Origin of the sequence: Bacillus sp. FSL R5-0416, from assembly GCF_037975425.1 — a bacterium.
GTDB lineage: Bacteria > Bacillota > Bacilli > Bacillales > Bacillaceae > Bacillus > Bacillus subtilis.
The window spans coordinates 381286-396698 of record NZ_CP150252.1 but is presented as its reverse complement, the minus strand read 5'-3'; the positions used below and the strand labels follow the sequence as shown (position 1 = coordinate 396698).

At 50.0% G+C, this 15413-nt stretch carries 3 protein-coding genes and 2 pseudogenes; all 5 read right to left on the bottom strand.

Translation table 11 applies throughout. The features are described 5' to 3' along the window. Positions 1–31 precede the first annotated feature (31 nt). A complete protein-coding gene (gene srfAD / locus NYE20_RS02015) occupies positions 32–760 on the bottom strand; it encodes a surfactin biosynthesis thioesterase SrfAD (RefSeq protein WP_015715230.1) in 729 nt (242 codons plus the stop codon). Positions 761–788: 28 nt separating this feature from the next. Then, on the bottom strand, positions 789–4616 hold the full coding sequence (srfAC, locus tag NYE20_RS02010; RefSeq protein ID WP_161621342.1) for a surfactin non-ribosomal peptide synthetase SrfAC: 3828 nt from the start codon (positions 4614–4616) through the stop codon (positions 789–791). A gap of 36 nt (positions 4617–4652) precedes the next feature. Next, a pseudogene (srfAB, locus tag NYE20_RS02005) lies at positions 4653–12182 on the bottom strand (surfactin non-ribosomal peptide synthetase SrfAB); the annotation flags it as partial. Then, on the bottom strand, positions 12128–12268 hold the full coding sequence (gene comS, locus NYE20_RS02000; RefSeq protein ID WP_010886404.1) for a competence protein ComS: 141 nt from the start codon (positions 12266–12268) through the stop codon (positions 12128–12130). The pseudogene srfAB (NYE20_RS02005) and the gene comS, both read right to left, overlap by 55 nt. 43 nt (positions 12269–12311) lie before the next feature. After that, a pseudogene (gene srfAB, locus NYE20_RS01995) lies at positions 12312–15404 on the bottom strand (surfactin non-ribosomal peptide synthetase SrfAB); the annotation flags it as partial. Positions 15405–15413: the final 9 nt, after the last annotated feature.

The window sequence follows — 15413 nt, the reverse complement described above, 5'->3', positions numbered from 1 at the left end:
AAGCGGAACAGCCGAAGCTGTCCGCTTTTGATCACGGTTGAATGATCGGATGCTGATTCAAGATCGCAAAAATCCGTTCTGCGACTTCTTCCGTTTGTGACAGCAGGAACATGTGCCCGCCGTCAAATTGATGGAATGTGATGTCTTTTGCCCACTTCTTCCAGCCTTCCGCATCTCGTATGCATTTTTTATCATCAAGCCCGTTAAAGACATGAACAGGCGACTGAATCTGGGCCAGATCGTAAAGCTCAAATTGTTCAAGAGCCCGGTAATCTGATCGGAAAGAAGGCAGGAAAAAGGACATGACCTCCTTATTTTCAACAAGCTCTGCGGGCATTCCGCCTAATTGGATAATATGATCGAGAAACTGATCATCAGGCAGGTGGGACACTTTCTTCCGCTGAATATGAGGCGGCTGGATTGCAGAAATGATAACCGCCTGCGGAAAGACGCCTTCACGCTCAAGCTTTTGCGCCAGCCTGAAGGTGATCATTCCGCCCATACTGTGTCCGAACAGCACAAACGGCCGATCAGGGCGAAGGTTCAGTTCTTGCTTGTACAAATCCGTCAGCTCTTCAAGATCCTCAATAGCTGACGTTTGATTCGTGCCGTGTCCCGGCGGCTCGGCAGCGAGCATCTCGCACTCCCCCTGCAAAAAAGCATGGAGAGGGCGAAACGACGCCGAGTAGCCGCCGGCAAACGGAAAACAGATGAGCTGCGTTTTTTCCGACGCATCAAATGATTTGAAGAGTTGGCTCATTGGCTGTCTCCTCCTTTCATCACTTCATTTATGAAACCGTTACGGTTTGTGTATTAAGAAATTCGAGCAAAATCCTGGCATTCCTATCTAGCGTTTCGCCCTGCAGCATTTCTGCGTGTGTTCCGAAGCCTCTTTTCATACGGTAAGCACCTGTTGTAGCTTCTTCCCATGATGCAAGCCATTCCGGCATGTCAAAATCAGTGCCGGAAGTCAACAGATCAATATCTGCTTTCACCTGGCCTGTGCTGATCAGGTTGACGTAGTATGAGTAAAAAGCATGTGTTTTTTGCTTGAGGCCTTGTTTAACGGCTTCGCTGTTGAGCGCTTCATTGTCCCGATTGACATTCATCAACGCTTCGACATCACTTTCAACCGTGCGTCCGTCCAGATCACTGACACCTTGTTTTTTATAGGAATCCACCATGATGATCCGCTGAACAATACGGCCTTGTTCCTCAAGCTTTTTCGCAGCTTCAAACGCCAGGCTGCATCCCGCTGAATATCCAAACAATGTTAAAGGCCCTTCCGGCTGCAGCTTCTGGATCAAATCCGCATAGCGGTCAAGCCGGTCTTCCTCCTCAATAAAATCAAAGGCGCATAGCTTGTATGACGGCAAGCGGCTGGACAGATTTTGGTACATAAGGCCATAGCCCAGAACCGGCGGAAATGCGAAAATGATCTGCTCCTGATCCTGATTCATTATCGTTACATCCTGCAAGCCATCAGAGCCCCCGTTTTTCAAATACGCTGAAATGCCGGCGATCGTCGGCGCTTCAAACAAAAGCTTTACTGGAAGATCAATCCCGAGCTCTTTCTTGATGCGGGAAGCGGCGGTCATTGCCTTCAAGGAATGCCCTCCGAGCGCAAAGAAATCGTCATGAATGCCAATTTGCTTTCTGCCGAGAACCTCAGACCAGATTTGTGCGATTGTTTCCTCCATCTCGTTCCGCGGTCCAATCCATTCAACCGCCAGCTGATTCTGATCAGGTTTTGGGAGCAGCCGTTTATTGACTTTCCCGTTCGTCGTTAAAGGAAGCTCATCCAAGAAGGTAAAGGTTTGCGGCACCATGTAAGCAGGAAGCTGTTTTTTCAGGTGCGCCTTCACGTCCTCAGCTGAAAGCTGCGTCCGGTTCACGAGGTAGGCATTGATTGATGCATCGCCAGACTCATGGCGGTCCGCCACAACGACCGCATCTTTCACACCTGGGTATTCCTGCAGCTGCTTTTCGATTTCTTCAAGCTCAATCCGGTGTCCGCGTATTTTGACCTGGTCGTCAATACGGCCGGCGTATTCAATCGTTCCATCCGGCAGCCAGCGCGCTAAATCCCCTGTGCGGTAAAGCGTCTCTCCCGGCTTGAACGGGTTCTTGATAAACTTTTCCTTCGTGAGGTCAGCACGATTTACATACCCTTTTGACACGCCCATTCCGCTGATGCACAGTTCACCGATCGCCCCGAATGGCTGGAGCTGGCTTTGCTCGTTCAGAATATAAACACTGGCATTGCTGATCGGCTTTCCAATCGGCAATGAGGAGATGGAATCCGGTATATCATGCACGACGTGAGCTGTCGCAAACACTGTTCCCTCAGTCGGCCCGTAGCAGTTAATCAGCTTGCCCGGCCCCATGACCCGCAGCGCTTTTCTGACATGAGGCACTGACGCGCGCTCTCCGCCGAATAATATACAGCGAAGCCCCTTCATCCAATCCTCTCCCGCATCTGTGAGAAGATTAAATAGTGCGGTTGTCGCAAACATGACATTGACATTCTCTTGCAGGATCAGATCTGTGAGCCGTTCTGTATCAAGCAGCGTATGTTCATCTGCGATAATGAGCCGTGCCGCATTCAGCATAGAAGCATAGAAATCAAAGGTAAATGCATCAAAGGCGTAATTCGAAACAGACAAGAACGTATCCTGATCAGAAAATGCCATGTAGTCTACATGCTTGACCAATCCTTGAATATTGGCATGAGTGGTGATATTGCCTTTTGGCTTTCCGGTTGTGCCGGACGTGTACATGATATATGCCGGATCATTAGGATCAATCGCGGTTGCAGGATCGCTTGCCTGTTCTTCAAACCGTGTTTGATCATCAATGAAGAGCGTTGTGCCTGTATACGGCAGCTCAGCCGCTTGTTCTTTTATCTCCTGATGCGTCAGAAGACAGGCTGCCGCACTGTCAGCCAGCATATACGAGATTCGGTCCTCTGGCAGCTTCGGATCAACCGGCAGATAGGCTGCTCCCGCCTTTAATACACCGAGAATGCCGATCACCAGTTCAAGTGAGCGCTTCGTGTACAGCGCTACAACAGAGCCTTTGCCCGCACCTTGTTTTTGCAGCCGGCGTGCAAGGCGGTTCGCTTCCTCATCTAATTCGCGATAAGACAGGGTCTGGCCGGCATACGTAAGCGCCGGTGCATCCGGATTGACGTTCACTGCTTCCTTGAACCAATCCGTCAGAGGCTTTGTTTCATGAGCTTGAGCCGGCGGGTTTAAGCCGGTTAGCAAAAATTCTCTCTCCCTGTCGTCAACGAGGTTGATCGTGCTGACAGGCTGATCCGGATTCTGGATGAGCTGCTGAATTGCTGTGAGAAGCTGAGATTTCAAGCGCAGGATAAACGCCTCATCAAACACATTCTCGTTATAAGCAAGCTTAATCAGCATCTCATCTCCCGGGGAAGCCATCAGGTTGAGATCATAATTCGACTTCTCAAAAACATGAACATCCACCATATCAAAGCCGTTTTCACTGCTTTCTTCATTTTTCGCATCCTGAAGCGGATAGTTCTCAAAAACAATGATGTGGTCAATCAGTTTCGGCTGATCGGCCTGGCTTTGGATGTCATAAAGCGGCACATATTGATGCGGCTCAGACTGCAGCGATTGCTCCTGCAGCTGCTTGAGCAAGCCGTTAAATGTGATACCCTCAGACAGCTTCACACGTCTCGGGACAACGTTGATAAACAGCCCGACCATATGTTCAACGCCTTTGATTTCCGCGGGACGCCCTGAAACAACTGTACCGAAGGCCAAATCGCCAGACTGCTGATAGCGGCTGATCAATACGCTCCAGACTGCCTGCAGTGCCGTACTCAAAGTGGTATGCTGCGATTTTGCAAGCTCGGTAAAGGCCTTTGTTTCCGCCTCCGGGAGTGAAAAGAGCAGCTCTTTCGGCTCATAGCTGTCCTTTTGTTTCTTTCTTTGCTCCGCAAACGTCGTTTGTCCTTCAAAGTCCTCTAAATACTCGCGCCAGTAACGCAGTGATGCTTGTTTATCCTGCTTTTCAAGCCACTTGATGTAGTCTTTATACGGTTTGACGGGCGGCAGGCTGTACGGCTTTTGTTCGCGCAGAGCATTGTATACCTTAAATAGATCCTGTACGACGATGCCGAAGCACCATCCGTCCAAAATAATGTGGTGGTAGCTCCACACCCATTCAAAGCTTTCTTCAGCTTTCTTGAAAATGGCTGCCCGCATCGGAATATCCCGCGTCAAATCAAAACCCCTGATCTTATCCTGTTCTTTGTACTCATTGATTTTGGCTGTTTGCTCGCTGCCCGTTAAGTGTGTCAGATCGATTTCTTCTATATGGAACTGCCGTTTTTTCAATACGACTTGGACAGGTCTTTTTACTTTTTCGTGAATGAACACGGTACGAAATACATCGTACCGGTCCATGATCACATTCATGCTTTCTTCAAGACATTTGATATTCAAGCTGCCTTTTACTTTCATCGTGATTTGTTCAAGGTAAAAGCTTTGGCCGGGATTCAGGATGGCATGAAAAAGCATCCCTTCCTGCATCGGCGATAGGTAATACATATCTTGAACCTGATCCTTGCTAAATTGACTCATATGTTTCGCTCCCGCCTTCTGTAATTCCCTTGCGTTTTATTTTAAATTCTCCTCAAGCATGTCAAAGATATCTCCCATCTCGTCCATTTCAAGGTCTTCAGCGCTAAAGTCGCTTGGTGTGAATTCCTTGTCTTCTTTTTCCGTGCAATGGCGGATTAACATCAGGAGGTTTTCTTTAAACCGTTCCATTCGCTCTTCAATCGTGGCTCTTTCAAACTCCTTTTCATTGTAGGAGCAGGAAAGCACAAACCGGCCATTTCTGATCATGCCGCTGAAGCTTAAAGCGTACAGCGCCTCTGATTCTCCGCTTACTTGGCGCCCCATATCGAAAGCGGACGGTTCAAAGAAATCGGTTTTGACTTCACTGTCGAATTGGCCCAAATAGTTGAAGCTGATCTCCGGTGTGAAGCCCTTTGTTTCCGCTGTTTCTGTGAAATAACGAAGAATGCCGTAGCCAACACCTTTGTCCGGAATGCGGCGCAGGTTTTCTTTGACTGTTTTGATCACAGCCGAGGCATCTGCGTCAGATATGTCGAGCACAACAGGGTATTGTGCCGTAAACCAGCCGACCGTTCTGGAGATATTCACATTCGGGATAATGTCCTCCCGGCCGTGTCCCTCAAGGTTAATGCCAATTTTGGCCCCCTTTGTCCATTCTTTCATTGTCAAACCGAGCGCGCTGAGAAGAATATCGTTGATTTCAGTTCCATATGGCTGATGAACATCTGTTAAAAGATGCTTCGTGTCTTCTTCCGTTAATTCACATAGGACGGATGATGTATCCTTGACGATCCGCTGCTCTGTTTTACAATCCTTCGGTAAAGGAGAAACCTGTTCAGCGGCAATTTGCGACCAGTATTCAGCCTGCTGTAAAAGATGCGCTGATTGGCTGAATGCCGCCAGTTCTTCCGCCCAGTCCTTGAAGGAGTTTGTTTTTTGCGGGAAGACAAGGCTCTCTTCATTCTCAGCCTGCATGTAGCCTGAAGCAAAATCTTCAAGCAAAATCCGCCATGACACACCGTCGACCACGAGATGGTGTACAGCAATGAGCAGGTGATCCCCAGCTTCTGTGCGATATTGCTCCGCCTTTAGAAGCGGCCCGTTTTGCAGATCGAGACTGCTCTGCAGCTTGTTCGCGAGAATTTTAATCTGGCTTCTCAGCATCTCTTCATCGGAGCCGTACAGATCCACGATTTCGAAGCTGACCTCGCTCTCACCGATCGGTTGATACGCCTGAACGATGTGCCCGTTTTCCTCACGAAAGACCATACGGAGCGCGTCATGATGCTCGATCAGCGCCTGCAATGTTTTCTCCACTCGTTCAGGATCAAAGCCCTTCTTGGCGTGAAGCATCACCGATTGGTTCCAGTGGTGCTTGTTCGTGAAGTTCTTTTCAAAGAACCAGCGCTGGATCGGCGTCAGGATGACTTCGCCCTCCACCGGGCCTTGGTCTGCCTGTTTGCCTTCGGCACGCTCTACGTACTGGGTGAGCTCTTCGATCGTCGGATGCTGGAAGAGATCTTTCATTTCCAGCTTCCAGCCGTGCTGATTCAAGCGGCTCGCCATTTGAATTCCTTTGATGGAATCTCCGCCAAGCGAGAAGAAATTGTCGGTGACACCGACTTCAGACATTCCAAGCACGTCCTGCCAGATGCCGGCAAGCAGCTCTTCCATGTCGGTCGTCGGCGCTTTGTATTCTCCGCTTCCCGCTTCGATGTCCGGCTCAGGCAAGGCTTTGCGGTCCACTTTGCCGTTTGCCGTAACCGGAAGCTCGTTCAGCGTCACCCAGAACGCCGGGATCATGTAATCCGGCAGGGTTTCCTTTAGTGCTGATTTCAGTGCTTCTATGTCAGCTGTTTCCGGTGTGACATACGCCGCGATCGCTGTGTTGCCGCCTTTATCTTTGACAGCCGTCACTGCCGCATCCTGCACCTCAGAAAGCTGGGCGAGCTGGACTTCAATTTCTGAGAGCTCGATCCGGTAGCCGCGAACCTTGACCTGCTGGTCGATCCGGCCGATGTATTCGATGCCGCCGCCCGTCCATTTCACCAAATCGCCGGTGCGGTACATGCGCTCACCCGGCACAAACGGATCAGCGACAAACCGCTTCGCGGTTTCGTCTTCTCGATTCAGATAGCCTCGTGCCAGTCCGCGCCCCGCCACGCAAAGCTCTCCGGCTACGCCTTCCGGCTGCACCTGATTGCCCTCGCCGAGGATGTATACTCTCGTATTGGCGATCGCCCGTCCGATGGAAAGCGAGCCTTCCTCCGGATGGATTTCTGCGCTTGTGGCAACGACCGTGTTTTCTGTCGGTCCGTAGTTGTTGACGAGTGTGTACGGCTTTTTCACTGCGCGCTTCAGCTTGTCTCCTCCGGTCAAGAGGACGCGAAGTGATGTGTTCTCAAGCTCCATGAACTGTTCCGCAAGCTGTGTCGGCAGGAACGTGATCGTTACGCCGTTCGTTTCGAAGTAATTGTTCAGGCGGACGATATCGAGGCGGATCGCTTCATCAATGACGTGAAGTTCAGCACCGATCGTCCAGGTCGGGAACATCTCCCAAATGGAAGCGTCGAACCCAAAGCCTGCGTACTTCGCACTGCGGTCCTCCGCTGTCATGCTGAACGCGTCGTGGTGCCAGAAGCACAGGTTCACAAGCGCATGGTGCTCGACCATGACACCCTTCGGCTGTCCGGTCGTTCCAGACGTGTAAATCATGTACGCCAAGTTCTCCGCAGTTACAGCCGTCTCTGGATTTCCCTCGTCGTTTTCATCAAGCGGCAGGCTTAGAATCGTGCGGCTTCCGTCGAGAAGTATGACATCTCCCGTATAGCTGTCCGGCACTGAAATCCCCTCTTGCTTCAAGAGAAGCTTCGCGCCGCTGTCCTGTAAAATATACTCAATCCGCTGATCCGGGTAGTCAGGATCAATCGGCACAAACGCCGCTCCGGCTTTCAAGACGCCGAGCACCGCGGCGGACATTTCAAGCGACGGCTTCGTGAGAATGCCGACGCGGTCATCCGGGCTGATGCCGCAGTCCATCAGAATCCGCGCGAGACGGTTTGCCTTCGCATTCAGCTCGCCGTACGTCCAAGACTGGCCGTTGTATGTGACAGCCGGACAGTCTTTGTGGCGCTGGACAGTCTCTTCGAATAGCTGATGAACCGTTTTGTCTGTCGGCACAGGCAGCGCTTTGCCCTTCCATGCCTCAAGAAGCGCTTGCTTTTCTGTCTCGGTGACCAGTGACAGGCTGGAAAGCGGCTGGTTCGGGTTATCCGCAACAGCCTTTAGTAGCCGCAGAACGTATTCGCTCCATTTTTCAGCTGTTTCTTTCGCGAACAGATCTGTCGCATATTCGAGCTGCAAGCCAATGCCATTTTCATCAGTAAATCCGCCCAGTGTCAGATCAAACTTAGAAGTTCCCTGATGAGCCTCATAAGGTGAAATGCTCAGATTTTGCAATGTAAGCTGTTCTTTATCAGGGTTTTCTGTCGTCACCATCACATTAAACAATGGGTTTCGGCTCATATCCCGAGGGAGATCAAGCTGATTAACGAGATCTTCAAACGGATACTCCTGATGCTCAAGCGCTGACAGGCTCGTCTGCTTTGCTTGCTCCAAAAGCTCCGCAAATGTTTGCTGTTCTTTCGCTTCCATTCTCAGGGCAAGTGTATTGACGAACATTCCCGGCATGTCCTGAACATCAGCATTCGTCCGGCCGGCAGTAACGGAGCCGATGACGATATCCCGCTGTCCGGAAATTTTGCTTAAAAAGACGTGGAAAACAGCATGGAGCACCATGTGCAAGGTCGTTCCGGTTTCCGCAAGCAGTTTTTCTACCGCCTTTGCCGTCTCACTTCCCGTACGGAAACGGATCGTATCTCCTTTAAAGCTTTGCACAGGCGGACGGGCATAATCGAGCGGGAGATCAAGCTCTGGCAGCTCGCCAGAAAGAACCGACATCCAATACGCCTCATGCTCCTTCATCCGTTCTTTTTGCTCAGCTTCATTTTGCCAAACGGCGAAATCTTTATAATGAAGCGCCGGCTCCGGAAGCTGTTCTCCTTTGTAAAGCAGCGCCAATTCTTTTACAAAAATGCCTCTTGAGACGCCGTCTGCGATGATGTGATGCATATCTAAAAGCAGCAAATGTTTTTTTGCTTCTATTCGAAGCAAAGCTGCGCGAATGAGCGGTGCGTCGTTTAAGTCGAATGGCCGGATAAATTCCTTAATCTTTTGGTCCGCTTCGTCTTCTTTGGCTTCAAACACATGAAGATCAACCTCCGCCTTCTCAATGATGCGCTGAACAGGCTCACCATTAGCTTCCATAAATGATGTCCGCAATGATTCGTGACGGTTCACAAGCTGATTGAGTGAGTAACGCAGGCGCGAAATATCAAGCTCTCCTTCCATTAGAAGAACAGATGGCATGTTGTAGCTTATCGTCTGGCGGTCAAGCTGATTGAGCACGTACATCCGTTTCTGGGCGGATGACAATGGATACATAGCCTGCTTGTCAGCCGGTTTGAGGACTTGATGGCCGCCTGAAACGGCAGACGCCTCCATATAAGCCGCCAGCTGGCGAACAGTCGGCTGCTCGAACAGTGCTTTAAGCGGTACGCTTTTCTCCAATGCCGCCTGAATGTTGGCAATCAGCATCATCCCTTTTAATGAATGGCCGCCTAAATCGAAAAAATTGTCATCAATGCCGATGGCTTCTATGCCAAGCGTTTTCTGCCAAATGCGGCATAAGCTTTCTTCGAGCGCTGTCTCCGGTGCGGCCAAGGCTTTGCCTCCTGATTGTGCCGCGTTCGGCTTCGGCAAAGCGTTTCTGTCGGTTTTTCCGTTTGCCGTCAGCGGAATCGCGTCAACCTGCACAAAGAAAGCAGGAATCATATGAGACGGCAGTGTTAGGGAAAGCTGCTTCCGGAGCTCTGCTTTTTCAATAGCTTGATCCGACGTATAATACGCGCAAAGCTCTTGAAGACCGCCCTCGGAAACCGCTAATACAACCGCTTCTTGAATTCCGCTGAGGCTGAGCATGACCGTTTCAATTTCTTTCGGCTCAATGCGGTAGCCGCGGATTTTCACCTGATCATCAGCCCGGCCGATAAATGCAAGCGTACCGTCAGAAAGTCTTCGTACGACATCTCCGGTTTTGTACATGAGGCTTCCCGGCAAATATGGATTTTCTACAAATCTCTCGGCTGTCAGCTGAGGCCTGTTGAGATACCCTCTCGCAAGCCCCTGTCCCGTGATATAGAGCTGTCCGCTCGCTCCCGGCGGCACAAGCTTCAATGCTTCATTTAAGACAAGCGCGCCGGCATTCGCAATCGGGCGTCCGATTGTCGGGCGTTTCGCAAATGCATCCGGCTCAGACAGATCAACCCGCCCGGCGATGGCGCCGATCGTTGCTTCTGTCGGGCCGTAGTGATTGATAAATTCGGTATGTCCATACATCTTACGGAAGGCGAGAACATCAGTCGGGATGATTTTTTCTCCTCCCAAGACGATCAAGCGCAAGGATTCAAAGTTCGCATCTTTTGCAAAACTGGCGGTGTTCACTATTGTATGGAACAGAGACGGTGTCAGCTTGATATATGTGATCCCATGCTCCTTGATATAGTGCGCTATTTCATCTGGCGCCGTATAGGTTTCCTTCTGGACGATATGGAGCTCGCCCCCGCCCAGAAGTACGGGGAACATGCTCGTATAGCCAAGGTCAAATGCGTAAGATGAAAGCAATACAGTCTTATCATTTTCCGTCAGGCTCGCCTCTTCACTAAACCAAGAGACATAGTTTGTCAGATTACGATGCTCAATCTGCACGCCCTTTGGCTTTCCGGTCGTACCGGACGTATAAATGACGTATGCAAGATTGCGAGACCCGGAAATGGATGATGGGCGCTCCTTGCTTTCATTTCTCCATTTACCGTCATCAAGGCTGACGATTGTCCCTTCATATTGCCCAATAGCCGTCATGTTTCTTTCATTCACGACCGCAATTTTTGCTCCGCTGTCCTCTAATGAATAACGGATTCGTTCTTCAGGTGTATCAGGATCAATCGGAAGGAAAGCTGCCCCCGCCTTCATGACACCGAGAATCGATACCATGACTTCAGCTGACCGGTCCATAACAATCGCGACAATGTCTTCATTTCCGGCCCCTTGGGCACGAAGATGATGCGCCAGCTGGTTCGCCTGTTCATCAAGCTCGCGATAGGTCAGCAGATTTCCGCCAGCCTTCACCGCAGGATGGTCAGGTGTTTGCTGGGCCTGTTTTTCAAAAAGAGCGGCAAAGGTTGCTTCGGTAATTTGAGTCATATGTCTTTCTTCTAGCAAAGCAGCCGTTTCTGCAGATGAAAGCAGATCTACATCAGACAGCCGAACGTTCGGATTAGCCGCGGCCGCTTTGATGATATTGACAAAGTGGCGGCTCCAGCGGCGGATCGTCTCGTCCTTAAACAAGGCAGTCGCATAGTCAAAGCTTAGGCCGATATCCTCTTCACGCTCGACCGCCTCCAAGGAAAGATCAAATTTCGCAACATGATGAAGCATGGAATACGAGGAAATCTTCAAATCTCCTAATCTTAATGAAGGAATCTCCATATTCTGCATGTTGAACATCACGCTGAACAGCGGACTTCTGCTTGTATCCCTTGTAAGCGGAAGCTTTTCAATCAACTCCTCAAGCGGATAGCTCTGGTGCTCGAATGCCTGAAGGCTGGCTGTTTTGACCTCTTCAAGAAATTGCGCGAAGGTTTTATCTCCCGCTGGTGCCGTTCTGAGTGCCACCGTGTTGACAAACATACCCGGCACACCTTGCAGATCAGGATGTGTTCTGCCAGCTGTCGGCGAGCCAACAATGATATCATCCTGTGACGCGTACTTGGAAAGGAGTACATTGAACGCCGCCAGCAAAAACATGTACATTGTCGTATCTGTTTCTGCCATGAGCGATTTGATTTGAGCCGTGATTTGCTTATCAAGCCCAAACATCACGCGCTCTCCCGCAAAGCTCCGTTCAGCTGGCCGCTCGAAATCCGCGGGAAGATCCAGTATTGGCAGTTCGCCTTTAAAGACATCGAGCCAGTATTCCTCATCTTTTTGATAATTAGTTTGTTCTTTGTGCCAAACTGCGTAATCTTTATAGTGAATTTGTGGCAGTTCCAGATCTGCGCCTTGATATATTTTGGCAAGATCACCGATTAGAATGCCTGTTGAACTTCCGTCAGTAATAATATGATGCATATCAATGAGCAGCAGGTGGCGTTTTTCTTCCAGCTGGACAAGCTTCGAACGGACGAGCGGCGCGCGGTTTAATTCAAACGGCTGAACAAATGCTTTGATTATCTCTTCCGCGTCTTCTTCCCGTCCCTTGGCAGCCTCCAGCTGGAACGATATGTTTTTATGAACGGTTTGCACAACCTCTCCGTCGATCATGTCAAACGATGTACGGAGGATTTCGTGCCGGTTGATTAATTGCTGAATCGCGTTTTCAAGCCGGGCTTTATCTACTTCTCCCTCCAGCAGAAGTACAGCGGGGACGTTGTAGCTTGTGTTTGCTTGTCCAAGCTGATTGAGGATATACATTCTCCGCTGGGCCGGGGATACAGGATAATGCTGCTGATAAGATGCTTGCCTGATCGGTTCAAACGTCTGCTCCTCCTTGCTTTCGTTCTCTTCCAAATACAGTGCCAGTTCTTGAATAGTCGGCTTTTCAAAAAGCACTTTTATCGGAACTTCCTTATGAAAATGCTCTTGAATTTTCGCCGTCATCATCATCGCTTTCAAAGAATGGCCGCCGATCATAAAGAAGTTATCGGTAACGCCTGCTCTGACGCCGAGTATTCCTTCCCAGATCTCCGCTAATTTCTTTTCACTCTCTGTTTCTGGTGCTGCGTATTCCGGCTGCACGGCTTCTGATTGCGGTGCAGGCAGTTCTTTTTTGTTGATTTTCCCGTTTGGCGTGAGCGGCAGACTGTCCATTTGAATCAGGTGGGCAGGGACCATATAGTCAGGCAAAGACTGAGACAGTGTTTTTCTCAGCTCGCTCACAGCCACTTCACGGTCCGCCGTAAAGTACGCGCAAATTTCATTTTCATCCGCTTTGTTCTTGCGGATGATCACCGCAGCCTCTGTCACATGCTCAGCCATGTTCAGTTTTGTTTCAATTTCGCCAAGCTCAATTCGGAAGCCGCGCACCTTCACTTGATTATCGATTCTTCCTAAAAATTCGATATTGCCGTCCGGCAGCCATCTTGCCAAGTCACCAGTGCGATAAATTCTCTCACCCGGTCTGAATGGATCTTCGAGAAATTGCTTCTCTGTCAGCTCAGGGAGATTGACATACCCACGCGCTACACCGATTCCGCCTACGCAAAGCTCACCAGGCGCGCCGATTGGCTGCAGGCATTGCTGCTCATCCAGGATGTAGGCAGTGGAATTACCGATCGGCTTCCCGATTGGGATAGAGCCGCCATACTCGCGGTCGATCAGAAAACTGGTTGAAAATGTCGTGTTTTCTGTCGGGCCGTATCCGTTCCACAATGAAAGCGACGGCGATGCCTGTTTTACTTTGCTGACAATATGCGGGACAAGGGCATCTCCGCCGATGATTAAATGGCGCAGTGTGCCGAACATACCCGCATCCTTTGCAGCAAGCTGGTTGAATAAAGGTGATGTCAGCCACATGGTTGTGATGCTTTGCTCACGCAGGAATGCAGCAAATTGTTTTGCATCAAGCAGCGTTTCTTTTTTGACTGGATAAAGCGCTGCGCCATTCAGCAGTGCGCCGAATACCTCAAACGTTCCGGCATCAAAGCTGACAGCTCCCGTTTGCGCCATGCGGTCCTCTTCAGTAACAGGAACGTACCCGGCATTTTTGACGAGGCGCAGAATGCTTTTATGTTCGATCATGACGCCTTTCGGTTTGCCCGTTGAACCGGATGTGTACATGATGTACGCCAAATCAGACGGGGCGGATGGCAGGTTGAGATTGTCAGCCGCTTCACTCTCTTCAAAGCCTATGTCCAGTGTAAGAACCGGCACTTGCAGCTGATGTGCCTGCCCTGTATAAGAATTTCCGGTCAAAACCATTCGAACGGAGCTGTCCTCTGCCATGAAACGAAGACGATCCCCCGGAAGCGCTGGATCAAGCGGCACATATGCGGCACCTGCTTTTAACACAGCCAGCATGCCGACAACGGTTTCTACTGAGCGATCGTTCATAATCGCTGCTGTTTCCCCTTTTTGAAGACCTTGTTCCACAAGCTTTCTAGCCAAACGGTTAGCCGCTCTATTCAGCTCACGGTACGTCAGCTCGACTCCTTCATATACGACGGCAGTACTCGCCGGCGTCCGTTTTGCTTGCTCTTCAAACACCTGATGAATAGCCATTCCTTCAGGGAGTTCGGCTTTCGTGCTGTTAAACACCTCGACAATTTGACGGTGCTCTTCGTCTCCCACAAGCCCGTACTCACGCACAAAAGCGGCCGGCTGATCGACAGCTGCTTCCATCATGCGGGTAAGGTGCTCCGCTGTCCGTTCGATAAAAGCGGAATCAAAGGCGGCTCCGTTATATTTAATTTTGACGGTCCATGTTTTGCCTGGATACACAATCAGGTTGAAATCGAAGCTCGTTTGTTCAAATGCGCTTTCTACCTTAATCGAAAACCCGAGGCGGTCTTCCATGCTGCCGTTTTCAAGCTCTTGATCAAGCGGATAATTTTCAAACGCGACCAGATGGTTTAAGAGATTGCCATCAAGGGCTGAGCGTTTTTGAATCTCATAGAGCGGCACGTAATCGTAACGCTCTGCCTCTACTGCATGCTGCTGAACAGCTGTGAAAATATCAGCGAATGCAGCATCTCCTTCAACTTTCACCCGCACCGGAATGGTGTTGATAAACAGCCCCGCCATCGTTTCAATTCCGTTGATTTCAGACGGCCTTCCTGAGACGACCGTTCCGAAGACAACATCATCCGTAAAGTTGTATTTGCTGAGAACAATGCCCCAAACGGCCTGAAATAGGTTAGGCCCTGTCACTTGATGGAGATTTGCGGTTTGCTGAATACGGGCAACCAATGTTTCGTCCCATGTAAAGGAATATTCTTTATTGACGTATTCGTCTTTTTTCACAGGCAGGTGGCCCGGGAGCACGCTTGGCTGTTCAAAACCCGCCAAGCGCTCGCTCCAGTAGCTCTCCGCTTCTTCATTGTCCTGTTTTCCAAGCCATTTGATGTAGTCGGAGTAAGGCTTGCCTTGACCGTTTGCAGGTGTCCTTCCTGCTCTGAGCGCTTCATAGTTTTGGAACAGGCTTTTCATGAGGACGCCCATGCTCCAGCCGTCCATCATAATATGATGATTGCTCCAGACAAGATACAGCTGATCTGCATCAAGGCGGAAAACCGCTACCTTGAACAATATGTCTTTTGCCAGGTTAAAGCCTTGGCGCTGAACGTCTTGTTTGTAACGCTCAATATGCTCCTTCTGGCGGTTCTCGTCTGCATGACTGATATCCTCATAATGCACCTTTGTTTTGCGTTCCGCTAACACGACCTGACGCGGTTTTTGCAGCTGCTGATGCACAAATACCGTACGGAGAATATCGTATGACCGAATCAGTTCATTGACGCTTTTCTCAAAGATTTCAAGATCAAAAGCGCCGTGAATCCCAAGCTCTAATTGTGTGAAGTACGAGGAAGAATGCGGATCAAGCATCGCATGATACAGCATTCCCTCCTGCATTGGTGTCAGTGCGTACACCTTTTGAATCGATTTTTTGCTCATATGCCACCT